This window comes from Pseudomonas sp. MPC6 (assembly GCF_006094435.1).
Taxonomy (GTDB): domain Bacteria; phylum Pseudomonadota; class Gammaproteobacteria; order Pseudomonadales; family Pseudomonadaceae; genus Aquipseudomonas.
On sequence record NZ_CP034783.1, the window covers coordinates 3,365,939 to 3,389,903 of the forward strand.

16 protein-coding genes and 1 pseudogene are annotated in these 23,965 nt (G+C 57.9%); 9 read left to right on the forward strand and 8 right to left on the reverse strand.

Annotated features, from left to right (window positions below; all coding sequences use genetic code 11):
• Positions 1–2: 2 nt before the first annotated feature.
• The 3 genes from ELQ88_RS17610 to ELQ88_RS17620 form a co-directional block, all read right to left on the reverse strand.
• A complete protein-coding gene (locus ELQ88_RS17610) occupies positions 3–7,904 on the reverse strand; it encodes a SpvB/TcaC N-terminal domain-containing protein (protein ID WP_138966649.1) in 7,902 nt (2,633 codons plus the stop codon).
• Between the two features lie 220 nt (positions 7,905–8,124).
• The gene (locus ELQ88_RS17615) at positions 8,125–9,180 is read right to left on the reverse strand and encodes an AraC family transcriptional regulator (protein WP_138966651.1); all 1,056 of its coding nucleotides are present in this window, start codon (positions 9,178–9,180) and stop codon (positions 8,125–8,127) included.
• A gap of 550 nt (positions 9,181–9,730) precedes the next feature.
• On the reverse strand, positions 9,731–10,552 hold the full coding sequence (locus ELQ88_RS17620) for a DUF1206 domain-containing protein (RefSeq protein WP_138966653.1): 822 nt from the start codon (positions 10,550–10,552) through the stop codon (positions 9,731–9,733).
• A gap of 460 nt (positions 10,553–11,012) precedes the next feature.
• Here ELQ88_RS17620 and ELQ88_RS17625 point away from each other — a divergent pair, with 460 nt between their 5' ends.
• Together ELQ88_RS17625 and ELQ88_RS17630 are read left to right on the forward strand one after the other, a co-directional pair.
• A complete protein-coding gene (locus ELQ88_RS17625; RefSeq protein WP_138966655.1) occupies positions 11,013–11,474 on the forward strand; it encodes a hypothetical protein in 462 nt (153 codons plus the stop codon).
• A gap of 247 nt (positions 11,475–11,721) precedes the next feature.
• Positions 11,722–12,063: a hypothetical protein gene (locus ELQ88_RS17630; protein ID WP_128872329.1), complete on the forward strand. Its 342-nt coding sequence runs from the start codon at positions 11,722–11,724 to the stop codon at positions 12,061–12,063.
• Positions 12,064–12,167: 104 nt separating this feature from the next.
• Here ELQ88_RS17630 and gfa read toward each other — a convergent pair whose 3' ends face one another.
• Positions 12,168–12,746 (reverse strand): S-(hydroxymethyl)glutathione synthase, encoded by a 579-nt coding sequence (gene gfa / locus ELQ88_RS17635; protein ID WP_138966657.1) that lies wholly within the window; start codon positions 12,744–12,746, stop codon positions 12,168–12,170.
• Positions 12,747–12,838: 92 nt separating this feature from the next.
• Positions 12,839–13,396: an ATP-dependent Clp protease proteolytic subunit gene (locus tag ELQ88_RS17640; RefSeq protein WP_046817303.1), complete on the reverse strand. Its 558-nt coding sequence runs from the start codon at positions 13,394–13,396 to the stop codon at positions 12,839–12,841.
• 262 nt (positions 13,397–13,658) lie between these two features.
• On the opposite strand from ELQ88_RS17640, the pseudogene ELQ88_RS34685 reads away from it, so the two are divergent.
• Positions 13,659–13,820, forward strand: a pseudogene (locus tag ELQ88_RS34685) (general stress protein); the annotation flags it as partial.
• A gap of 596 nt (positions 13,821–14,416) precedes the next feature.
• Positions 14,417–14,656, forward strand: a complete 240-nt coding sequence (locus ELQ88_RS17650; RefSeq protein WP_128872332.1) for a hypothetical protein — start codon at positions 14,417–14,419, stop codon at positions 14,654–14,656.
• Positions 14,657–14,896: 240 nt separating this feature from the next.
• On the opposite strand, the gene ELQ88_RS17655 is transcribed toward ELQ88_RS17650, so the two are convergent.
• Complete coding sequence (locus ELQ88_RS17655) at positions 14,897–15,862, reverse strand: endonuclease (protein WP_138966659.1); 966 nt, start codon at positions 15,860–15,862, stop codon at positions 14,897–14,899.
• 237 nt (positions 15,863–16,099) lie between these two features.
• Here ELQ88_RS17655 and ELQ88_RS17660 point away from each other — a divergent pair, with 237 nt between their 5' ends.
• The gene (locus tag ELQ88_RS17660; protein WP_138966661.1) at positions 16,100–16,777 is read left to right on the forward strand and encodes a dTMP kinase; all 678 of its coding nucleotides are present in this window, start codon (positions 16,100–16,102) and stop codon (positions 16,775–16,777) included.
• Between the two features lie 128 nt (positions 16,778–16,905).
• Here the strand turns inward: ELQ88_RS17660 and ELQ88_RS17665 are convergent, their stop codons facing one another.
• On the reverse strand, positions 16,906–18,729 hold the full coding sequence (locus ELQ88_RS17665) for an NAD(P)/FAD-dependent oxidoreductase (RefSeq protein WP_138966663.1): 1,824 nt from the start codon (positions 18,727–18,729) through the stop codon (positions 16,906–16,908).
• A 244-nt stretch (positions 18,730–18,973) separates the two neighbouring features.
• Between ELQ88_RS17665 and ELQ88_RS17670 the strand changes: the two genes are divergently transcribed.
• The 3 genes from ELQ88_RS17670 to ELQ88_RS17680 all read left to right on the forward strand — a co-directional run bounded on the left by ELQ88_RS17670 (position 18,974) and on the right by ELQ88_RS17680 (position 22,170).
• Complete coding sequence (locus tag ELQ88_RS17670) at positions 18,974–20,869, forward strand: sigma-54-dependent Fis family transcriptional regulator (RefSeq protein WP_138966665.1); 1,896 nt, start codon at positions 18,974–18,976, stop codon at positions 20,867–20,869.
• Between the two features lie 234 nt (positions 20,870–21,103).
• Entirely contained in the window at positions 21,104–21,646 is a 543-nt protein-coding gene (locus ELQ88_RS17675) for a hypothetical protein (protein WP_138966667.1), read from the forward strand.
• 125 nt (positions 21,647–21,771) lie between these two features.
• Positions 21,772–22,170, forward strand: a complete 399-nt coding sequence (locus ELQ88_RS17680) for a hypothetical protein (RefSeq protein WP_138966669.1) — start codon at positions 21,772–21,774, stop codon at positions 22,168–22,170.
• A 548-nt stretch (positions 22,171–22,718) separates the two neighbouring features.
• On the opposite strand, the gene ELQ88_RS17690 is transcribed toward ELQ88_RS17680, so the two are convergent.
• On the reverse strand, positions 22,719–23,186 hold the full coding sequence (locus ELQ88_RS17690; protein WP_138966671.1) for a TspO/MBR family protein: 468 nt from the start codon (positions 23,184–23,186) through the stop codon (positions 22,719–22,721).
• 366 nt (positions 23,187–23,552) lie between these two features.
• Here ELQ88_RS17690 and ELQ88_RS17695 point away from each other — a divergent pair, with 366 nt between their 5' ends.
• Positions 23,553–23,918: a histone-like nucleoid-structuring protein, MvaT/MvaU family gene (locus ELQ88_RS17695; RefSeq protein ID WP_138966673.1), complete on the forward strand. Its 366-nt coding sequence runs from the start codon at positions 23,553–23,555 to the stop codon at positions 23,916–23,918.
• Positions 23,919–23,965: the final 47 nt, after the last annotated feature.

A 23,965-nucleotide genomic window follows, 5' to 3' on the forward strand; every position in this document is an offset into this window, starting at 1 on the left:
GTCTATTGCGAGAGTCGATCAAAAGCACGACTGAGTTGGGCACAAACACCGCTGTGGCACCACGCTGCATACACGTCATCGCCAGAGGTCAGGACGGTCTTGAGCTGCATGTCCGACAACAGCTCGGCATTGAGCACGCGCACGCCGGGCGCATGTCCGTTGCGGCCGATGACATTGATGTCCGCGTTCAGGAAATGCCGCTGTCCTCCAATATTGGGATCAAGATCATCGGCGGTCTGCGTCAACATTCGCCCTGTCTCGTCGCCATGGGGGCCCGACAGAATCGTCAGCCTTCGCCCCGTGCGGCCGAAACGGCGTATCGCATTCAACAGGCCGCCCTGGGTCACTGGGCCTCGGCTCAGGATGAGTTGAGTCCCCCCGCGTATCCACCTCGAGTACCAGCGATTGTTGGTCAGGTTCGCCAGGACGCCTTCGGAGTCCGCCAGATAAAGCGGGCCGTTTTTGACCGCAAGGTAATTGTGCGGTCCCCTGACATCATTCGCGCCGGGCACGGGGGCCTTGGGTTTGGCGGGCATGGCCGACATCGTCAGGAAACCCATGGCAATACCCTGGAAAACCTGCACGTCGGTGCTCATGCTTTCGGTCATGATCGCACCGGTCATCATGTTCAAGGCGTTGGGCTTGACCGCCCATTCCGGGTGGTCGAGTTTCATGCCCCAGTAACGTTTATTCGCGTCCGAGAGGGCATTCCATTGTTTTTCTCCCAACTTCATCTCCAGAAGCATGTCGGCGATCATGTGCACGATGATGGAGGCGTCGAGGGAGTCGCCGGCGTCGTTCAGCTTGGGTATGAGGGTGCGCAGCATGTCGATCCGACCCTGGATCTTCCCCCTCTGCGTCGGCGTTATCGGCGGGCCCTCGGAGTTCCAGCGAGGCAGGTCCGGGGTCAGCATGTCTCGGATTTCTTTTGCACGAGCCTCGATCTTTGCGATGTCCTCGTCACTTGGGCGGCCATCAGTCCCGGCCGGATCGGTCAGGCCAGTGGGGCAGGACATGACGTATTCGTACAAGTTGAGGCCGCCTTGCAATCCGGTGGGATCGCAGCTCGTCCATCGACCCAGCCAGGCCGCGTAGTACCTGGCCCCGTGGTAGCTCAGCCCGCTTTCCTCATCGCGCTCCATGCGGGTGAAGCGATAGCGCTTGCGGCTGACTTCCACCGCGCTGCGTCCGGCCTGGTACGAAGTGTTGCCATAGGGACAAAATTCTTCGTAGGAGATCACCTGGGCCGCATCGTCCAGTTCCAGCACCGCCGAACCCAGGTGATTGCTGAACTGATAACGCACCAACCGCGCGGGAGAGCCATCGTTGCCCTGGGTCCGCGTCTCTACCTGCGCGATGCGTTGCCGGTCATCGGCCACGTGCAGCGTTTCGCGTTGCAGGGTGAGGGCGCCCGCGTTGTCGTACTCCACATACACTTCGAAGCCGTCCAGGTAGAACCGCTCCTTGCGCTTGATGCCAGCCGGCGACTCGGTAATCTTGCGGGCCCGTTGGCCTGTCCCGTCGTACACGTAGTACGTGCGCTCGCCTTGGTGCAGCGCGCCATCGGCATCGTCGGCATTCACCGCCTGGCGCTGCGACATGGACAACTCGTCATGGAAATTCCACTGCATCGCCTGCAATTGCGGCATCGACGTCATGTTGCCGTGAAGGTCGTACCCGTACCCCTCGGTCAGGCCCTGGGTTCCGGTGACAAGCGTGGAGGACAGGCGATTGCCGACCTTTCCCGGTTCCAGCGCACTGGCTTCGTTGTAGAGATAAGTACGCGTCCATCCCGCATGGATCGGCTGGCTGCCCTGATGGATCAACTTGAGGAAGTTGCCGGCGGGGTCATAGTCGTAGTGTTCGGTGTATGTCCCCATGGCTTTGCCGTTATGGGGGCTGGGCAAGCGAACGCGAGACGCGTCGTTGTATGAACTCGCGGCCGGTGCCAGCGGGATGTCGTTGGCGCCCAGTCCAAGGAGCTCGCGGCCGCTGGCTTGCGTTAAGCGATAGAGGGCATCGTAGGCATAGTCATTACTCGGTTCCACGCGCTGGTTGCGGAAGAAAATGGTCTGCTGCGCGGTGTCGCGAACGGCGGTGACGTTGCCCACCGGATCGTAGGTGTAGAGGAGGTTCTGGATCTGGCATCCGGGCCAGTCCGTGTCCTGTGGCGCCGGACAATCGTCGGGAAAGCCGGCCGGGTTGCGTCGGGTGAGCACCCGCGTCAAACGGGCGGTGTAGGGGTCGTAGTCGTACCGAATCCTGGCGCCGTTGCCATAGTCGATCAGCGTGCGACGGCCTTGGGCGTCGTAATCGATGTTGGTGATAAAGGGCGTTTGCGCCGCCGCGCCCGCCAGATTGATGCTGACGGTCTCCAACATATTGGCAGTGTTGTAGGTGGTACGCGTGGTGCTTCCATCGGGCGTGGTGGCCGCGGTCGGACGGTTGAGCGCATCGTATTGAGTAGTGCCGATGAAGGTGCTGCCAAGCACTGGCGCTGCAGACCAGTTCGGTAATAGCTGATGGTCCTCGATGAATTGCCGCTGGACCCCCAGCGCATTGCCCTTGAAGTCGTAGGCTTGTGGCAGCCCGGTAACCGGGTCGAGCGCCAGGTGGGTGACGACACCGGCCGTGTCGCTGGTCGAATAGGCACGGGTGCGAAGATTGAGCATCGCATCGTCTGGCTGTCCTTCACCGTAAACGATCTGGTGGTACTGCACCTCGGTCAGGGTCCGGGGATCGGAATTCACGTTGTCGGTGCCCTGCACGAACAAGCCGGTCAGCCTGCGCAGTGCATCGTATTCGTTGCGGTGATTGTGGCCTCTGGAATCCCAGGCGCGGATGGTTTTCCCGGTGACATCGTCCAGGTTCCAGCGTTGCCCGGCTTCCATGCCGGACTTATGAATGCTGCCGCCCAGCATGTGGTAGTCGTACACCATGACCTTGCGGTCGAGCGCATCGCTGACGGCGCGCTGCAGGCCCTGGATGTCGAGTTCGACGCGGGTTGCATAGCGACCGGCGGCGCCGTTGTCGGCGATGGTCAGGAACGGGCGCCCCAGCGCATCCAGGTGGGTTACACCGGGCGTGTTGGCGTGGGCGGCTGCTTTGACCGCGGCATCCTGCTCTTGCGGGCCGAGATTGGCGTTGATGCGTTGTGCATACCAGGTCGGTGACAGATCACTGGCGGGCAGCAAACCGAGGTAGCCGCCCACGTCCACATCGGCAGCAGGATCGTTCACCAGCACGGTGTCGTTTGCGTCCCAGGAGTGCTGATGCCACGCATCGAACACGAGCTTCTCGTAGGTCTGATTGGGATGGTGCGTGGCGACTACACGGCCTAACGGGTCATAGATCAGAATCGCGCTGACGCCCGCCTGTACGCCGAATTCGAACTGGTGCCCCTTCGCGGGCAACTGGCTGAAGAACGGCTCGTATTGCCGCACAGGCTTGCCCTTGTTGTTGCAGATGGTCCAGCCGCTGCCGACCCAACGCGGATCGATGACCGGGCCGTCCGCGACGGCCGGCCCCGGTTCGGCCTGGACTTTCTTCTGCACGGTTCGGCCGAAGCCGTCGCAGTACCCGAAAGCAAGGTGCGTCTTGCTCGTCTGACCCTGTGCAAGGTCGCTGACATGCGTCTCGCGCACGATAGTGGCGGCAAAGGCCGGTAACCACTGCGCTGGATCGCCCGGGGAGGCCTGACGCGAATTGAAGAAGCGCAGCGGGTCGTAGACGATGCGCATCGTCGCCGTGCCCAGCAGCGCGCCGGCCAGGTCGTGGGGATCATCGGCCGTGAAAAAACCATCGATCTCGGCAGGTGTCAGGCCGGCGGCAAAACCGCTGAGTGAATCCCCCAGGCTTTCGGTGGCCTTACCCATGATGGCGGTCCCCGCCACAAAGCCGAGCGCGTCGAAGGCAGCCGCGCTGCGATTGCCGTTGGGATCGGTGACGAGTACCGGCAACAGCACGCGGTAGTCGTGGCGGGCCGTCGTCGAGTTGCCGAGCGCATCGGTGGTCTGCACCGGGACCAGATCGTGCACGTCGAAGGTGGCCGTCGCGCCATTGCCGTAGGGATCCACGGCGCGGCGCGGCAGATAGAAATGCTCGAGCGCCGCGGATTTTTCGGCGGCAGGCGTGGTGGCGCTGGGCGAGTAAAAAACCCGGCTGGAGGGCTGCCACCAATGGCCGTCGCCATTCAAGTCGACATAACCACCGCCATCCGCGGCGATGCTGGCAAGCACGTCGGCAGGCACGGGCAGCAGCGCAGCGCCGTCCCGCCGATAGACCTGTGAAACCAGGCCCGGGGTGAATACGAGTTGATACTGGACGCCTGGCAGCGCCAGCGCCTCCAGCGTGCCAGGCGGGAGGAGGGCGTTGGCGTCGGCGGCCGCAGCGCCCATATCGTCGGGCCGATAGCAGGTGCTCGCCCGCGCAATCAATCGCCGATACGTTTGCCCTGCCTGGAGACCCGAGGGATTCAGGTCTTCGAAGGCAATGTCGTGGGCGCCGTCCGCCGCGGTTTGAATGGCACTGGCCAATTGCGTGAACCCCAGCAGCGGTGTAATGCCGGGCGGCGCACTCGATGGCGGGAGCTGGATAAATTCGTAGCTGCTCGATTGCGCTGGTAACGGCGCTCGGTACGCGTCTTCGGCGAGGACCGCGTTGGTGTAGGAAGCCTGCGCATAGGTGCAGAGCGGGGCTGTTTGTTTGCGTTGATCGTCCGGCGTCAGGGTGGGATCAAGATAACGGCGCCCGTAGGCGACCGCCGCCGATTGCAGCACGTTGCCGAAGGGATCGATCTTGAGCGTCAGTGCGTGAGACACCCGCGGGTCGGCGGCATCCTTGGCGCCGGGCGGCGGTGCAGCCTGATCCACCAGCTGGTTGCCGAGGACTTTGTACAGCTTGCGCTCGTAATGGAAGTCAATCGCCTCGCAGGTGAACGCGAAAAACACCGAGTAGGGGTTTGCGCCCCGTGGTTGCAGGACTTCGATCCTGTAGTTGCGTTCGCTGACGCTGTAAGGGCGGTCGGCGGCGTCAGAGCCGTCGAGCGCGTAGACTTCCTGGCGCAGAATCGAACCGCGCAATGCGCGACAGGCCTCGCGCATTTCATCGGCTGAGCCGTTCCATGACAGGTGACTGCCATCGGCAAGCAGCACGGTGTCGGGCAACAGCGTGTCGTCGAGCAGCAGGCTTTGCTGTTCTGCGTCGCTTAACCCCGCGATCAAACTGCTGTCGTCGCCTTCGTCGTAATACTCCTGCGCGAACTGCCTGGAGACGCTCGACTCGCCGAAATAGCCCCCCGTGTGGAACCACGTCCTGGTGTGCACCGGCGGCACCGAATAGGCCGGATCCTGGTTGTTCGCCCCTGGAAACGCGCCGCCTTGGGAGACGGCGCTGATCTCTTCGGTGTCCCACTGATCGACGCGGCCGAAACCGCGAAATTCGCGCTCCACTCCGTCGAAATAGCCGTGGTGGTAGGCGTAGCGGGTGACGAAGCGATTGCGGCTGATGTAGTCATAGGTTTCCACGCGTTCGATCACATGCACCGGAAACGGCAGCCGGGTCAGCCAGGGGGTGCCCGCCAGTTTGTCGGCCACGTAGAACCGGGTCGAGGGCGCGTACCGGACGGCAGTTTCGGCGCCCAGGTTGTTGCGCGAGCGCACCAACAGGTGGGGTTTCTGGCCGCCCATCAAGTCGATGTAGCGCATCGGGCGCGATGCGCTCGTGGTCAAGGGGGAAGACCAGAGCAGACAGGCCGTGCCGTTGCCGAGCAGGTCCAGCACCGTGGCCGACGATACCGATTCGACAGCCGGGAAATGTGCGAGGCGGCGGCGACTCCCCCAGGCATTGCCGGATTGATTGAAATAAACATCGATCGCGTGACTCGTGAAATAAAGGATGTCCGTGGTGCCGGACCCATCGATGTCGGCGAGGCGCAGGCGGTTGCCGTCGAACAGGTCGGCGTGATCGAAGCGGGGCGACTGCGCCATGGTGACCTTGGCGCCGAAGCGGCCATAACCAAGGTTGGGCCAGTAGCAGACCGCGCCGTTGCGAATGCGCACGAGGTCGGTCAGGCCATCCCCGGACATATCGGCGAGAAAGATCGACTCGCTGCCATCAGCGAACACCAGTTGCGGTCCTGCTTCCTGATCCAGTGACTGGGGCCGGTGCTGCGCGGTCGCGAAACCATCGACCGACAAGGAGGCATGCCAGCAGAACGCGTGGTCCTCGCTGATGAGCAGATCGGGGAATCCGTCGCCGGTCAGATCGATGAACCTGAGGTTCGGGTTTCCCCAGTCGAGGACAGGGATCGACCGGAACCGCTTGAAGCGGTGCCAGTCCTGCTCCTCGGTGCGCTCGAAAAAGCCGGGGGAGGGGCCGTCGAATGCCACCACAGCGAGATCGCCGGCACCCGACAGATTCAGCAGATGCACGCGGTCGCTGTGCAAGGAAGCCGGCGAGGGTTGCCGCGCTACGCGCTGCATCGGCCCGAAACGCGGCACGGAAACCTCGGTGCCGGCGACGACCTGCCGGTTGGCCGGGCTCAGGTTCGACTTGTAATACCAGCTGCCGCCCTGTTCGGTCAGGATGCCGGGAACGCCTTCGCTCTCCAGATCCACCCAGCGATAGCGGGCGTCGCTGAGCCCGCTCGGCAGGTTGCGCACACTGACAGCGTCGAGGTCGCGCACGGACTCGTCGATGTCAGCCTGGGTATAGTCGAACTCGAGCGGCGGCAGCGAACTCGCGCGGTAGCCGGCGCCATCGCGAACGTAGCCCGTCTGGGTGACGGCGCGCAAAAAAGCGTAAAAAGGCTGCGTGGTATCGACGGGTGGGGCGGATGCGTGTTCCAGGTGGGTGGCGCGCACCAGGCAATCGAGGCCGACGTTCGATTCCCCGGCGAAATGATGAAACATCAGCACTCGCCGGCACAGGCGATAGGTGCGGATCTCGAAGCATGCACGATAGTTCGAGAATGGATCGGGCCGGCAGGCCCATGCCTGTGAGGTTTCCTGGGGGACCGGGGCCAGCAGGTCGTGCTCGCCATAGTCGAATACCACCTCGAAGCACCAGTCGACGGGTGGCGGCGGCGGTGCGGTGGCAGTCAGGTCCGGCAAGTAAGGCACGCGATTGCCGTAACGGATGCGCTTGACGTAACGCTGGGCCGATCGCGTCAAGTCACTGCGATTGCGCTCCGAGACCTGGGACAGGTCGACGCCCGCCGAGTCCTCCGGCTTGTAGTCGTAGAACACGGCGTTGCCCTTGTCGTCATGGCTTTCGCAAATCAACCAGCTGAAAATCCGCCGGGGGTCCAGGGGATCCGCAATCCGACTCTGCGCAGTCCGGCCATACCAGGTCGTGACATTGTCTTTGGAGATCGACCGCCAGAACGTGTCCGCCGCGTCGGCGGTGTTCACCCAGCGTTCGATGCGCGCGAACAACCCTTCGACGCGCGGTCGATACCGCTGGATGCTGTACGGCTGTCCATACACGGTGCGCGGCGGCAGGACTTCGCGGACCCAGTCGTTGTCGACGCGCAGCAGCACCGGCACCAGGTCTTCGGCACCCGAGAGCACGAAGATGTCGGGCTCTTGCGCCGCCCCATACAGCGGCAAGCCCTTTTCCGTTTTAAGCGAGACAACGGGAAGCGACAGGTTCCAGCCGAAACCGAAGGGCCCGTTTGCTGCGCCGGAGTTGTAGTTGATGGACAGCTGGGGACCGAATCCGCTGCGCCCGGGAGACGTAGCAATAGGCACCGACATCGAGCCCGTCCCGGTGACGGGGTCCGCGGCAAACTTCTCGCCCATCCCGCTGAGGGCACCGCCGCCTTTGGGCGCGACGATCTCGGGCGTCAAGCCGCGATTGGGGGGGCGGCCCGTGCTATCGGACGGGTGTTCAGCAGGCTCCATCGGTCCCTCCAGTCAAGCGGATAGGACCTTGAACCGTATCGAGGGTCGTGGAAACGGCTCAGGCCGAGAGTGCAAAGGCTAGTCACTTCTCCCGGGCTTGTAGAAACGAATTTTTCTAACTCAATAGCCAATCGATTTAAGGGCTGCGTGTTCAATGCACCTTCATACGAGATTGATCTGATCCCTCGCGCCTCAAATGAATGAGAGGCCGCCTCAATCCCTAGCGGATTCGCAAAATCCTGGTTTCCTTGGCTTCTTGCGATGATTGAATCACTCGATACTCACCGGGCGTCATGCCGAACCAGCGCAGGCAAGCCTTGTGGAAACTGCTGTGGTCATGAAAGCCGAGCAGGTGAGTCACATGCTGCACATTGAAATGGGAATGACGCAGGTAGAAGTCGGCTAACTGCTGACGCACATGGTTCAGGATATCCGTGAACTGCGTGCCTGCCTTCTCCAGTGCCCGTTGCAGTGTTCGCTTGCTGATGCTCAGCGCGGCCGCAATTGATTCCATATCGCAGGGTACCTGGCTTTGCGCCTGACTCAGGCGTTTGGTGATCAGCGCACGAATCCTGCAGACCATGGTGGAGTCATTCAACAGGTCAAGCTGAGCATTGGCATAGCTGTAATGGAGCTTGGCCAACCCTTCGTTGGCTGTGCTCAACGGACGCAGCAGCTCCTCACCATCCAACAGGATGCTGTCGTAGGCCGCCCCGAACTGCAGCTCACAGCCAAACAGCTGTTGATGCTCGTGGATGTCTTCCGGTTGGGGATAGCTGAATTCCACACTCAGCGGTCTCAGCGATGTGCCACCGCTCAGCCAGCGATAGGCACCCAGCAGCGTTCCAAGGCTGGCATCGGAGTACTGTCGGGGCTTGAACGAGCCGCGCTGATGGTGATCGAGCGTAACCAGGCGGTAATGCTGTTGTTCCTGGACAACAAACAGGGTGAAACCCGTACCGATCAATGGGTTGAAATGAACCAGTCGTTCGAATGCCTGTTTCAGGTGCGAACTGGACATCATGGTGTAGCCGACGACCTGAAAAACGTCCGGATGAAAGTTTTTGGCGGACTTCAAACCAATGTTGGGATCGCCGGAGGCCTGAGCTGCCAGATCCCATAGGCGGTAGAGAGTGCTTCGCTCGCAGAAGGATCCCGGTATGGCTGTGAGCTTTAGATCAAACCCAGCCTCTTGGCACAGGCGGTCGACATCCAATCCTTGCTCCGACAGTGTGTTCACCAGCACGCGGGCATAGCCTGTAGTAATTTTATACATAACGATCCAATCCTCTGTTCAATCAGACGCCCATGACCGCTCAAGCAAAATCGATGCCCGGACGTTATTGGAGGGTTTGAGATCCAGGTTGAGACTGGTTATGCGTTGAGGGGACTTTCCCGTGTCATTCATTGCAGCACCCTTTGGCTTGATCTTTTTTATTCTTCAGGGCCTCATTTCGACCACCAGAAAAAGGTAGTTAAAATGCGCTATTAGCAGGCATCAAATGTCGAAACGCACCGTACTGGTGATCGACCCTGGCCATGATGCCCTGGCAATGTGAATTATTTGTGTATCGAAGAAGCTGGCAGGGAGGGCAGCTTCAGATCAAGCATGACGCGGGTTATGGATTACCGAATTGCCACTGCGAAGCTGTGCCGCAATGCGCAGAGTTGATCATCCAGTTTTTTTGAGGCTGCTTGTATGGAGTCAGCGGCGCTTGAAAGTTCCAACCAGATTTCGCCGGTGAAGAGGCACTTGTCCGAACGGGATTTGCTACGGCGAATGGCGTGTTTCTGTCTTCTCGGACGACCTGCAGTCCTCGCCGTCGTCATTTCCTGGAGCTCGATACTCCAGGTACATCCATGTTGATCTTGCGCCAAGCAGCTTCGGAAAAGCTGTAGACCGAAAAGGCGATCATCCCCAGGGCCATCACCATCAAGATCAAACCTCCCGCCGGCAGGTTCTGGAGAGCATCGAGCGCCTCCTTCATGCCCGGCGGATCCATGGCTTTGTATTTCGAGCCGCTGATCATCAGCAGCAGAGCAATTTCGATGAAGACGACGCCACGGGCGATCAGGCCGAATTGAGACACCGGTCGGACGTACCGCATAACGTCTTCGTCAGCTTCGAAATATTGCTCGAATGTCGCCTTCCAGCCCTTGATGATGTGAGCGATGCCTACGCCAAGTGGTACGAGTGCGACCAGGTACACCAGTAAATTCGAGTGTTCCCAGGACAACAGAAACGCGAGTAAATCCTTGGTTTGCCCACCTCCGGAATTGCCCGAGCTTCTGATGCCGCTAATGAGCAGGCCCAAGGCAAAAAACGCCAGCGCGCCGTTGACTACACCACCCGCCAACAAACCTGCACGGATGACCAACCCCTTCATTTCGTTACCGTGATGATCAACGTCGCGTGTTGCCTGCAACACTCGCCAAGCGGCGAAGGCGAGCAGACCAGCCACCACCAGTCCGACCAGAACGTAGCCGAACGGCTGGCTGAGCAACGCTTCCAGGCTCCTGTGACTATCCTTTGGTTTGGTCGAGTCGATAGCCGCCAGCAGAGCGAAAATACCTATGATCAGATAAAGAGCGCCTCGAGCGGCATAACCACCTCGTGCGACTACGACAAGGCTCTGTTGCACAGACATAGGGTCTAATTCCAAAGAAGGTATACAGGAACAGACCTATCTGGTCGGGAGGGGTTCGATTGAAGGTCAGGACAGCGTAGCGGCCAATCGGGTTGTCCCGCCCATTCATTATCGATCAGCGACGGTTGCTCGGCGGTTGATTGCGAGCCGTTCAAGGCCTGCGGATGCGAGCATTTCGGCCAATGCCAGCAGGGTATCGCGATGAAAGTTGCATCGGATCGAGAAGTCGCTCAGGCCACCAGGTTAAAAAGAGCGGGACATGTGTATCGCTGTGTATCTGAACCCCCTGTACGGATGCTGGCGTACAAATGCCCCTCGATCCGGATACATCCGGGATACATGGCGGCAGTCAAATAGCCTGGCCTCAGCGAGAAAGCAAACGCACCTCGCACCACGGCTTATCGCCCTGGCGGCATGACCCTGAGCGGCCTCACCGCACACAGTATCCGGAGAAATATCCATGTCCTCTATCTCGAACAAATCCCGTATCGGCCTGATCGCTGTCGCACTGGTCGGCAGCATGAACCTCGCATCGTCCGTCTTCGCCGCTGACGCACTGCCCCAAGGCTACCAACTCGCCGTGGCGGAAAAGACCAGTGAAGGCAAGTGTGGCGAAGGCAAGTGCGGCGCCAGCGAAACCGGGGCCAAGGTCACCAAGGCCGGCGAAGGCAAGTGCGGTGAAGGCAAATGTGGCGACGCGTCCTTCGCCCGTACCGACACCGACGACGACGGCCGCGTGTCCCTGAAAGAGTTGCTGACCGTGGCCCCCCAGGGCGCCGGGGAATTCAAGGCGATGGACACCAACAACGACGGTTTCCTCTCCGAAGGCGAGGTCTACAAATTCCGCACCAACCAGTTCACCAGCAACGGCAAGAAAGTGCCGACCGAACTGTTCACCAAAATGAGCAAAGCCCAGGGCTGATAGTGGGTGGCGCCGACACCCGTGTGGCGAGATAGGGTTTTCTCTATCTCGCACACAATCATTTCAGGCTCCTTGTTCGCGATTTTTGCGCACGCCGTCTGCACGGCGCGCAACTATTGCTGGAAGTGATAGTGACCATTACGAAACACAAGTTCTGCTTTGTCGGTAATAGTTGGAGAATCGCGGCCATCGAATGATGCAGTTCCGTTGCGGGATGAACCGAACCTTTTTTTTCAGGATGAGACCGATGCGCCCTTTAATCGTACCTGCCATGGCGTTTGCCTCTGTGTTGCTTGCCGGTTGTGCCTCCGCGCCGAACGATCCGACACTGACCTTGCAGACCAGCAAGACGCCCGCCCAATACGCCGACTGCGTCGTACCGAAATTGCAGGGCAGTGCGTTGAACCCGACTGTCTCGCAGACCCCGCGCAGCTACCGGATCGTGGTGCCGAGCAAAATTTCCGCGGACAACGTGCTGGAAGCCTACAAAGCCGGGAACGGCGGCAAGGTGTTCATCTACGAGCGGCATTTGCTGGCCACGAACTTCCTGCCTTCAAGTTTCGAGCGTGCCGCCCAGGATTGCATCTGACCCCGCAACGTAAAGGCTTTGCATAGAGCTCCTTTGGTTGGCCGCAACCAACCCATCCTTGCCCCGCACCGCATTCGGTTGCGGGGCTTTTTTTTGTCTGCCCTTCAGGAGGCGGGCAGCACGCCTTTCTGTTTGGCGACATGAGTCGCCAGAGCATCCATCAAGTCCGGCGACAGGCAGTCATAGGGCTCCAGGCCGATCGAGCGCAGGCGTTCACGGATCGCCTTCATTTGCGCTGGCGGCGTGCCGGTCTCGATGATGGAGGACACGAACGCCGCGAAGCCCGGCGCCGCCCATCCGCTTTGGGGAGAGAGCTCGGTGTGGACGAAGTCCAGGCCATAAAACGCATGGTTCTTGTTCTCGATGCGCCCGAAGAGATGGGCATGGCACTGCTTGCAGGCGTGGCGCTGGATGGTGGCGGCTTCGTCGACGATTTGCAGTTTTTCACCATGGGCCGTGACGCTGACCTTATCCCGAGGGACGACGGCAACGACGGAGAATATCGCGTTTTGCGGTTTCCAGCATTTACTGCAGCCGCACGCATGGTTATGCAGGGTTTGTGCGTCGATCCTGACCTCGACCTTGTCGGTCGCACACAGGCATTGGAGGGTGCCACCGGTGAAGTTCGCGGCAGCGGGTTGGAGACCATTGTCCAGTGCAGGGTGAAGTTTCAAGGTGCTCACGTTGGCTTCTCCTTTCTTCAAATCGTTTTTATATGAACATTTAGCGGAGCGGTTCGACACGTCCTCTGAGTCAGGAGCGAAATGGGCTCGGTTCATCCACCGCTGACTTTCCAATGTTTGACATCATCTGCAAACATCATCTGCTTCATCTCATGAGCAATGCCATAAGCCAGAGACTCATGTGCTGCGATGACTTTTTCCTCCGCTGAAAGGCAATGAAAAATATCGAGCTTGGTCTCTGCGTCAGCTGTTTCGAGTGTGAAAATCTGCACGTAACGCGCGAGGTCGTTGTCCAGGCTCGACAGGTATTCACGCAGGCGCTGATGGTCGACTGATTTTTGGCTGAAGTACCAATTCATCGGGTGAATCAGGAAGCGTGAGTGGGGCGAGGTGATACGTCGGCCTGCCGCCAAAAACATGATGATGCCCATGGACTCGATGTTGCCCGCGTTGATCGCGCATAGCGGTACCGGCAATGACTTCAGGAACGTGTAGAGGGTGAAGCCAAAGTTAGTGCTACCCCCGCTTGTAGAAAGATTGAGGAGCAAGGAGGTGGCGCCTTGATCGATGGCTTCCAGGCAACAGTCCCGGAAGCGCTCGGTCGTTCCCTGATCGATCTGGCAATGGAAATGCACGATGTGTTCAGTCATCGATTGACCTCCTGGGTGTGATGCATGGAGGACTCTACGAGTTATTCAGTGTAGTAAAACATCGATCATTTGATCCGAAATCCGACGTAAGCAGCCTCTCCATGACGCTCCCGCCGTCCATCGAATGCGCGCATTTGCAATGGAACCAAATGCCCGAATCCACTCGTCGCGAGTCCAATATTTCCGTTCAAACTTTCTGTTTTGTGCGTCCTCCGAACTAGACGAGCCCATGCTCGTGCCAACGATGTAGAGGTGAACGAAAATGGCCAATACAGGAAACAAAAATCCAGGCAATTTTTCCAATGACCCAGACAAGGCTTCCGAAGCCGGTAAGAAAGGTGGAGAAGCCTCTGGCGGAAATTTTGCCAACGATCCACAACGCGCGTCTGAAGCAGGCCAGAAAGGTGGTCAGGCTTCCGGCGGACAACAATCGCGCGATAGCGATCGCATGTCTGGAGGCGGGCAGGGTACGAATCGCGGAGGGGAATTTGCCGACGATAAAGAAAACATGTCCAAACCAGGCCAAAAAGGTGGCCAGGCTTCCGGCGGACAACAGTCCAACAAGGCTGACCAATCGTCCAGCGGTGGGAAAGGAAGCGGGAGCGGCGGCAATCTCGCCGATGACCGCGATAATTCCTCTGAAATGGGACGCAAGGATGGTGGGATGAGCGACGGTGGAGGACGCAAGTCCTGATGCCGTCTGACCCTATCAAGCCCCGAATCTTTCGGGGCTTGATTTCGATATTGCCGGCCAATATTGAGATCCGGGTGTCGAGCCCTTCCGATGATGGGCATTCAGGTACGTGCTAACCGCCATTCATAGGGTCGTCAAGGCAAGCCGGGTACAAGAACAGCTATTTACGCATCTGTGTTTTTCATGTGCCGTCGAGGCCATATGCGCAAGCTCGAGCTATTCATCGGATCAGCAGGGACATTACTTGCTGTAGTTGCCCGTAGCCGCTAATAGTTATTAGTTAGTAGTTAGAGTAACTCGACGGTGAGTTCGAAGAGGACGTGAAGATGGCCTTGAGATTCGGTGTTGTTCCTGCATTGCCCACGGATACGGAATCCATGCGAAACGGAACGCGCTCTTACTGTAAAAACGCGAGCGTAGGTTTTAACCTCTACGACAATGAGAAAAAGCTGCGGCTGCAGACCACCTATCAGACCCGAGCAGAGGCGGAGTATGAGTGCCAGCGGCGCAACATGGAACGACTGCAAATCGTCCATTGCGAACCGGAGGTGCAACTCGATCGATAGGCGCTCATTGCCATGAGTAGCCTTCCAGCGCCCAATTCAGGGCCACTTCACCATCCGAGATCGAATGGATGAAGGCGACCTATGCGTTGCCTGCATCGTCCACGCCATCAAGCTATGTCTCGTCGCATTAGTGATGAGCCGGGCTACGATAGTCGGCGCCGTCTTATCTGCGCACGAGCCGCCGAGGCCCGGCTCGGCGTGACGCCGGACACTCCGCGGATTCCCGAAACGCTACTGCAGCTACTTACAGTTGCCCGCTTTCCGATACCCCGCCGCCTGGGCTGCAGGTTCAGAATCAAAAGCTATCTGGTTTTTCGCCGACACCTGAGCATAACCAGGGCACCCCATTGAAAGGTGATAGATCTGGCTTTTCCGATTGCCAATGATCGAACCTGCTCCGCTCGCGCTCGCCAGGGATGGCTGGGCCGCTGCTCGCGGGGGCTTGACAGGAATGGCGCTAACCATTCCATCACCCACCGTCTTGTATCCTTGCGTCCATCGACGGTCACCGGTTACGAACGGGTTGGAATACCCCATGATTGCCGCAATGCGCCGGTCACGCTCTTTCTCCCAAGCCGAAACGGGGTGCTGTTTGTCCCAGGCCATCAGGAGCTGTTGCTGCTGACGAGACATGTTCAGATCGTATCGGTCGAACATGTAAAAGGTTGTCCTGGCGACCAGCCCCTTGACCTCGTCACGCGGTTCCGCCGATCGTTGGTCGAAATCGACTCGTGTTTTGCACTGCCCATACTGCGGCGCCACGCCGGAAGCCATACCGTAGTTGAAATTGCTCCGGTCGCCGTTCACCTCGCCAACGGATGGATAGAGGTTGAACAGGTCGGCCTCCATTGCCCGAAAAACCGGATCATCGTCTACGCAGTGCTCTCGACCACCGTTCTGCCAGCATTGGCGTTGATGACCGAATGTCCAGGCAGGAACGATGTGTTCCCACTCAGTGCGTTCAGCACGGCTCTGTTGTTTCCTGGTTTGATAGCCGCAGGATTCAGCGTCAATCCGGCCACCCGACTTACCTACCCATGTCCACTTGCAGCCACAATACAACTCGCCAAAGGCACTGTTCGCCTGGTCGAGGTAGATCTTTTGCTTTGCGACGACCTTGGCTTCGGAAAAGGTCGATGGAGGGCTTGAAAAAGCGGGGGTGATGATCGAGAGGGTCAGTGCTAATACGGCAAGCAGTTTTTTCATTGGACAGCTTAAGCGATTGAAAGGAAACGCATTATACGCACGAGTTGACGGCTGCCGATGGAGAACGGGGGAGCTGGGATGGCATGTCGCATCCAGCAATCGCTGGAAGGGCGTGCCTTCAGGTTAGAATGTTCATCATCGTCTGTTCATAAGAGCCCTCCCTCCTGGTTAAGGAAACAAGATGCTATCGAACGAATCGAGTCTTGGTAAAACCCTATGCCAATCGTTGTTTGAAGAATGAATCGCCCGCTGTTTGTTTCCCTGGATGGGCCCAAGGGAACCGGCAAAACCACACTGTTGGAGGCCGTTACCAAAGTTCTGAGGGCAGACAACAACAAGGTGATCCGCCTTTGCGAGAGTAAAAGCGATCCCTTTAGGGGTGAAACAATGGCCCTCGTCAACACACTCGTCAGAAATCCCACCCGGGCGTTGGAGTTGAGAGTTTGTGAGCGCTTTGCTGATAGCCGTGCCTGGATTTCCCAGCGCGTGTTGGTTAAACAGCCAACGGACAGCATCATCCTGATCGATCGCTGGTACCCGTCTGATGCCGCGTTTCGCCGGATAGTCCCGTTCGCAGAGATCCTGCAGTTGAACATCGATCGAAACGTGCGAGTGCCAGACCTGCATGTCGGGGTTGTCACCGCCCCTGAAATATCATGGGCGAGGGCCACGGCACGCTCTCGTGGGTTGGGCAGTACGGTGATCCATAACCTGGAAGAACAGGTCGCTTGTACCGAGGCGTTCGAGCGAGCGATTGCAGATCACGGCTGGGTTTTATGCCGTAATGAGGGCACGATCGAAGACGCAACGATGCAGGTGGTTTCCGAGATCTATAAAGTGCTTCGCTGCCCTGTAGGCGAAGTTCGCTGCGCCGGCCTTGATGCGGTTGAGATAGCCGTAGATATAGACCGTTAGCAGGATCGAAGGGGTGATTTGTCGCCGTAGCGTCGCCGACATCCCGTTCAAGCGCCTGCAGCACTTCGTCCGGAATGCCTCCGGGGCAGGGTGGAGAGGCGCCCAACCACGGCTGGGCGCCAATTGACTCAGCCAGTGTGGTGACTCTCGGCAAGGCCGTAGACGGATGTGTCGATGCCTTCGAAGCGTGCCTTTAACTGCAGCGCCAGATACAGCGAATAATGCCGTGACTGATGCAGGTTGCCACCGTGGAACCAGAGGTTTTCCTGCTGTGTCGGCTTCCACATGTTCCGCAGTTCGCCCTCGTAGGGGCCAGGGTCATTCGTGGTTCCAGAGCCCAAGCCCCAGCAGCGGCCGACCTTGTCAGCCACTTCCTGGGAGATCAGCTTCGCCGCCCAACCATTCATTGAGCCATAGCCCGTGGCGTAGACGATCAAATCTGCCGGCAGTCGGCTGCCATCGTTGAGTACGACGGCATCGGCTTCGATGCGTTCGACTCCCAGGCCAGGCGCGCTCTTGAGCTTGATCGTGCCGTTGGCGATCAGTTCCGAGGCCCCGACGTCGATGTAGTACCCAGAGCCACGGCGTACGTATTTCATGAAAAGACCCGAGTCGTCGTCACCGAAGTCGAGCATGAAGCCGGCCTCGGACAAGCGGCCGTAGAAGTCCTTGTCACGCTCCTTGATCGCTTCAAAGACTGGTTGATGAAAGCTCGGCAATACCTTGTAGGGGATTGAGGCGAACAGCATGTCGGCCTTGTCCGTGGTCAAACCCGTCTCCAGGGCGTCTTCCGAGTAGAGCCCGCCGAAGACCAGATCCATCAAACTGTCGGAACGCACGATGTGGGTGCTCGAGCGTTGCACCATGGTCACCTCGGCGCCGTTCTCCACCAGGTCGGCGCAGATATCGTGAGCCGAATTGTTCGCACCGATGACCACCGCGCGCTTGCCACTCCAGGCGTCTCCGCCGGGATGGCGACTGGAATGATGCTGCTGGCCATTGAATACCTCGGCACCCGGATAAGCGGGAACATTGGGTACACCGGACATGCCGGTGGCGAGAATCAACTGGGTCGGCCGTAAAGTCACACGCTCGCCATCGCGCTGCACTTCAACCTTCCAGGTGCCGCTTTGATTGTCAAAGCTGGCGCTCACGCATTCGGTACGCGGCCAATAATTGAGCTCCATGACTTTCGTGTACATTTCCAGCCAGTCGCCAATCTGGTCCTTTGGGGTGAAGACAGGCCAGTGATCGGGGAAGGGCAGGTAAGGCATATGGTCATACCAGACAGGGTCGTGCAGACACAGCGACTTGTAGCGACCGCGCCACTGATCGCCCGGACGCTCGGCCTTGTCGACGATCAGGGTTGGCACGCCCATTCGCTTGAGTCGCGCAGCGAGCCCCAACCCCCCTTGGCCGCCGCCCACGATCAGGCAGTAAGGTTGGGTGGTGATGCCCAGCGAAGCTTCTTCGTCGCGTCGACGCTCCAGCCAGTTGCGTTTGTCGGCGTGGGCGTGACCATGACTGGCACCCATCGGCCTGCGGCGGCCACTAGGTTCTTCAAAACCTTTGAGTTCACGCATGGTCGTCAGCAGCGTCCAGCACAGGCCTTCCTTCAGGCGCACGTAGCCTTTACCTCGCGCCGCTTCGGTTTCCAGGCTGATCCAACCTTCGAGCACACCGTTATTCAGCGTCGCCTCGCCTTCCACCTTCCACTGCTCGGGACGAGTCTGGTCCAGGCGTGTTTCGAGCATGTCCCGGATGGCAGGCTTGCCTTCCAAGGTCACCAGGTTCCAGCTGAAAAGTAGCAGGTCGCGCCAGTAACACTCTTCGGCAAATAGTTCGAGTGCGCCGTCCAGATCACGTTGGGCGAGACACGCGTTGAGGTTTTCGACCCAAGCCGAGAGCTGATCAGTTGGCGTTTGCAGAGGAGTTTCGATAGCGATGTTCATGGGGCTTCTCCGTTCTTGTTGTTTTTGTCACAACTTGCCCTAGAGCAAAGCCCGGGCCATGTTCGTGAAAGCCCTGTTGCAGAGCGGCTGCGGCAGTACTGCTCAGGCTATGACTCGGATCTGTGTCACGATTCCGAGAACGGCGGGTGACAGAGTGTCACGCAGCGCAAAGAGCGCTCCTTGCAGGTTTTTCATATAAGCTGCGAACAGCCCCGTGTCCTGACCGTAGCGGAGAACAAGAACCATGAAGCCGGCCTTGATCAACGCCCATGCACAACAAGTGCTGCAAGCCGTGCAGGGCACTCTCGCCAGCCATGGCCATACGACCGATCTGGCCATCACACGGTCCTGGCGCCGTTGCCTGGATCAGCATCAGCTCGATCCCGCCAGCCGCCGCGCGCCTAATGTAGTTGAGCACCCACGCTTACAGGATCACCGCGCGCCACTGGAACACATCATCTCCGTGGCGCACTGGCAGATGAGCAGTTTGCACCAGCAACTCGGGCGTGACGGCCACGTGGTGCTACTCACCGATGCCCGCGGTGTGGCGATCGACAGTGTGTTCAACGAATCCGAACGCGCCGAGTTCCAGCGTTCCGGACTGTGGCTTGGTTCGGTATGGAGCGAGGATTGCGAGGGTACCAACGGTGTCGGCACCTGCCTGGTCGAGCGACAGCATGTAACCATCCGACGTGATCAACATTTCCGTGGCAAGCACGTCGGCTTGACGTGTTCGGCCAGCCCGATATTTGATGCGAGCGGAGAGTTGCTTGCGGTACTCAACCTCTCTTCTGTGCGAGAGGAGCAAAGTCTGCAGCAGCACTTCAAAGCCATGGCGTTGACCAACCTGACAGCCAATTTGATCGAGAGCTGTTATTTCCTGGGGCATGATCCGCAGCGGTACTTGCTGCGCTTCCACCCGGAGGCCGGCTTCGTCGGGCTGTTGGGCGAAGGTCTGCTCAGTTTTGACGAGAGCGCCCGTATCTGTTCAGTCAATCATGCTGCGCTGAGTCTGCTGGGCCTCAGCCGTGACCAGTTGGTTGGGCAATCTCTGACGATGCTGCTGGAAACACCTATCGATCAAGTGATCAGTCAGGCCAGCGCTCAGCCGAGTGTCTGTTGGCCAATGCGGCTGGTGGACGGACGCCTGCTCTACGGCCAGTTGCGAGAACCCTTGCGCCAGGTGCCTTCAGTCGCGCCCGCAATCCCCAAAATCAACGACGTGCACGTGTGCCTGGAAGACCCGCGCCTGCAACGCGGCTTTGCTCGCGCATTGCGCGTCCTGGAGCGTGACGTCCCGGTGTTTTTACAGGGCGAAACCGGTACCGGCAAAGAAGCTTTCGCTGCGGCGCTGCATCGCGCCAGCTCCCGAGCGAGCCAGCCGTTTGTGGCGATCAATTGCGCGGCCATTCCAGAAACGCTGATCGAGAGCGAGCTGTTCGGCTATCGCGGCGGCAGCTTCACCGGCGCACGCAAGGACGGGATGATCGGCAAGCTGGAGCAGGCCCATGGCGGCATTTTATTTCTCGATGAGATCGCCGATATGCCACTGGCGTTACAGACTCGCCTGCTGCGTGTGCTGGAGGAACGTGAGGTGGTGCCGTTAGGCGGCGCGACGGCCCGTCCGCTCGACGTACGCCTGATCAGTGCCAGCCACCAGGATCTGCACGCCTGTGTGGCCGAAGGGCGCTTTCGCGAAGATCTGTTCTATCGCATTGCCGGGTTCGCCGTGCAACTCCCGCCGCTGCGTGAGCGTTCAGACAAGGGCCGTTTGCTCGACCTGTTGCTGCGCGAGGAGGCAGCAGGGACCAGGGTTCGGCTGGAGGCGGGCGTCAGAGAGCGCTTGCTGGCGCAGCCTTGGCCAGGCAATGTCCGGCAGCTGCGGACGTGTCTGCGCACACTGGTAGCGTTGGCGTTGGAGGGGCGTGTCACGCTGGATGACTTGGCAGAGTTGCTGCCGGCAGCGCCAGCGACAGCCGCGCAGGCCGAGAATCCGCTTGGCGTATCCGAGCGGCAGACGCTGCTGACGTTGATTGAGGCTGAGCATTGGCATATTGCCCGTGTTGCCGCTCGACTGGGGATCAGCCGCAATACGCTGTATCGCAAACTGCGGCATCACGGTATTTCACGGCCTGGTTGAATGCACAGCAGCGTTTCTCCGGTCGGGGTAGGGCGGCATCCAGGAAACCCAGGTATTGCGTGTTGGCGGTGAAGATTCTGAACTAATGTGTCACGTAACCCCGGTAGGTAACTTCAACAGCTAACATCCCCTCGTGAGGGAATTGCCAGCACGGTAAAGCGAGTAGAGCACTAGAGATCGGGGCAGGCGATCCATGACTCATTTCAAACTCAATAAATGTGAGGGAGTCGTGTTATGAACAAGCTGGCAGCGATCTTTCTTCTACTGGTAGCAGGTACTGTCCAATCTGCTGAACGCCTGACCACCGTCCAGGTTTCGGGGCTCTTTGTCCCCGGTACCCAAACTCTGGGGAAATCGCTAGGATTCACAGAGTGCGTTGATTTCTTTAACTACCTGTCCTGCACGCGCAGCAAGCCAATGGACATTTTTGGCGCAACGGCCAGTAGTGCGGAAATAACACTGGATGTCACAGATAACTTTTCCAGCGAAGCAGATCCTATGGGAGGCGGCAAGATCGCGGGTGTGGCACTGGAGAAACTGACCTACCGATCCATTCGCATGGAATTTGAACCTGAAGAGCGAGAGGCCCTGGAGAAAGCATTGCTCTCCGATGGATGGTTCGCAGTAGGTAATGAAAAACGCCTCGAGTTTTATAAGGTGGGCGTCCCCGCAACTTTCCGCGTCGGCAGCGCCTATACCACGTTGAGTCCTGTCGATATCAACGAGGTTAGAAAAATGGCTTCCAGACTGGAGGCCTCTAACCATTCTCTGCGTTAAAACATAATTAGGTTGTGTCGTGCGATGCTATTAAGTTTATCGTGATTTATTATAATGTCGGCCTATCGCCTGTCTAGTATCAAACCTGCATTCATATTGTTTTCACGATAAAAAAGGTGAAGGTTATGAATAAGCTGATCCTTTCCGCAGCGGTCATGCTATGTATGGTTGGTTGCTCATCTTCTGGTAACAAAGCTGCCATTGACGCCCATGCCGATGCGCCTGCAAACGCAAAACAACTAAGTGGCAGCGAAATAAGCTCAACGGTCATAGGTCGAAAACACTCCAGCGTAACGTCGACCGGGTATCCTTTTTCTGAAACATTAAGCGCCGACGGAACTGCAAAGATACAGATTTCCAGCGAGTCCATGCAATCAGGTAATTGGGTTATCACAGAGGACATAATCTGCATTACTTATCAAAAATACGGTAAGGAATGCAATAAAGTACTGAGTGACGGCAGCACAATTTGGTTTGTTGATAGTATGACAAATAAAACCAACAACAAATTTACCGCTAATTAAAGGTGCATCACTGTAGGGATTCCAGTGCTGGTGTGGTGAAAATATTTGGGATGGGACAGGCGGGCGAGCCATGCCAGCAATCTAGGCCAGAGATTGGTGATATGCATTCCAGGTTTGGGATGAGGTATGAGCGGTAAGCCGATGATCCAACTGAAGGCGGCTACTAACAGTGTAGGTACGCTTCTACATACACAATTTAACAAGTGGGCGATGTCATATGTTCATAAGTAGCTCATGACCTTAAAACTGCTGAGCATACGACCTTGATCTGGCTAGCCCTGAAGTGGTGGCTGCTCCAGGCACCCACGTCATGCGCTTCATCGGTGAGTATCCAAGCCAAATCTGGTATTAAACAGGAAGAAACAACGCCTCAGGCGCATGGCATTTGGGCGCGCCTCAAAAATTGATTCAGTGGTAACGGCAACAAGTGATCGGCTAGGCATGAGATCAAGAGCGACCATATATAGGTAATATAGCTCTCGCATATGTAGACTATATACAATGTCCATGAGAGCATAAAAGCCAACAAAAAAAAGTAAACATACCAATTATTGCCCAGCATGAGAGTACCAAAAGACATGAATAACGCCAGCAGAAAAAAAACTGCCCAACCACCTGACACACAGCCAAGCAACGTAAGGAAAGAGGATCAGGCCAGTAATGACGTCAAGCTGCAGCGCCATCACCATCATTGCTACAACCACCAGCCAAAGCAGCGTTAGGATCACCATAGCGGCGAAGAGGTGATGCGCGCCGAAAAACACGGGAGTCCACAGTGTATTAAGTGCAATCTGTGCCGCCCATAAAGCCAGCACCGCCTGACTTCCAGGTATCAGCGTTAACCGGTACCCGGCCCAAGCGAGCAGCAGATAAATCGTCGACCAAGCGATGGGGAAAACCCAATTGGGCGGAGTAAAGCCGGGCTTAACTAGAGATTCGTACCACTGGCCCGGTTTGAACAGGATGCCGGTGCTTGCGGCAGCAGCGCAAGCGAGAAGAAAAATGAGAAACGTCATACCCAGTCCTTGGCTGAGGTCAGCTGTCCAAGGTTGTGAAGCCACGTCGGCAGTCTTAAAGAAAAGACCCTCAATGAAACGAAAAATTTGGAATGAGGGATGACATTTCACTGAAAGCCGTTTTTGTGGCTTACATTGGCCGAAATACCAGTCGCCACCAGCAATGAAAATTTGTGTCGAAGATGGTGGAGGCGTTCTGCTAGAAGTCGTGTAATTTATGTTTAGATGCAGTTGGATTGACGAGAATCGAAACGATTGCAATGGACGCACCCAGATTTGTAATTAAGGGCTTTCTCTTTCGTCAAATTTTTATGTTTATTGGTGGTTTCGTGTGATGTTAATGCACTGATTACATCTAGATAATTCATGTCCATTCTCGCAGAATACCGCCAACTCGAAAAACACCTCGCCGAGCAACTCCAAGCGCTCGAAGCCCTGAAAGGTGATGCTGGCCTGAAGCAAGAAATTGAATTTGAATCGAAGTTGCGCGCATTGCTCGCTAAGTACGGTTATAGCCTGCCGAACGTGATCAACCTGCTTGATCCTCAGGCTGGCCGTCGCGCTCCTGTCGACTTGTCCAATGCCGGCACTCGTAAGCCTCGCGAAATGAAGGTCTACAAAAATCCAGAGACCGGAGAAGTCATTGAGACGAAGGGCGGCAACCACAAAATTCTGAAGGAATGGAAAGCGAAATACGGTTCCGACACCGTGGAGTCGTGGCTCGCCAAGTGATTTTGGTTTGAGTACAAGAAAAGGCCCATCAGGGCTTTTTTTTTGTT

Coding starts and splice junctions, on each gene's coding strand:
- ELQ88_RS17690 (WP_138966671.1), bottom strand. CDS start 23,186: ATGACGTTTCTCATTTTTCTTCTCGCTTGCGCTGCTGCCGCAAGCACC.
- ELQ88_RS17620 (WP_138966653.1), bottom strand. CDS start 10,552: ATGTCTGTGCAACAGAGCCTTGTCGTAGTCGCACGAGGTGGTTATGCC.
- ELQ88_RS17625 (WP_138966655.1), top strand. CDS start 11,013: ATGTCCTCTATCTCGAACAAATCCCGTATCGGCCTGATCGCTGTCGCA.
- ELQ88_RS17650 (WP_128872332.1), top strand. CDS start 14,417: ATGGCCTTGAGATTCGGTGTTGTTCCTGCATTGCCCACGGATACGGAA.
- ELQ88_RS17670 (WP_138966665.1), top strand. CDS start 18,974: ATGAAGCCGGCCTTGATCAACGCCCATGCACAACAAGTGCTGCAAGCC.
- ELQ88_RS17610 (WP_138966649.1), bottom strand. CDS start 7,904: ATGGAGCCTGCTGAACACCCGTCCGATAGCACGGGCCGCCCCCCCAAT.
- ELQ88_RS17655 (WP_138966659.1), bottom strand. CDS start 15,862: ATGAAAAAACTGCTTGCCGTATTAGCACTGACCCTCTCGATCATCACC.
- ELQ88_RS17695 (WP_138966673.1), top strand. CDS start 23,553: ATGTCCATTCTCGCAGAATACCGCCAACTCGAAAAACACCTCGCCGAG.
- ELQ88_RS17630 (WP_128872329.1), top strand. CDS start 11,722: ATGCGCCCTTTAATCGTACCTGCCATGGCGTTTGCCTCTGTGTTGCTT.
- ELQ88_RS17615 (WP_138966651.1), bottom strand. CDS start 9,180: ATGTATAAAATTACTACAGGCTATGCCCGCGTGCTGGTGAACACACTG.
- ELQ88_RS17675 (WP_138966667.1), top strand. CDS start 21,104: ATGAACAAGCTGGCAGCGATCTTTCTTCTACTGGTAGCAGGTACTGTC.
- ELQ88_RS17640 (WP_046817303.1), bottom strand. CDS start 13,396: ATGACTGAACACATCGTGCATTTCCATTGCCAGATCGATCAGGGAACG.
- ELQ88_RS17665 (WP_138966663.1), bottom strand. CDS start 18,729: ATGAACATCGCTATCGAAACTCCTCTGCAAACGCCAACTGATCAGCTC.
- ELQ88_RS17680 (WP_138966669.1), top strand. CDS start 21,772: ATGAATAAGCTGATCCTTTCCGCAGCGGTCATGCTATGTATGGTTGGT.
- ELQ88_RS17660 (WP_138966661.1), top strand. CDS start 16,100: ATGAATCGCCCGCTGTTTGTTTCCCTGGATGGGCCCAAGGGAACCGGC.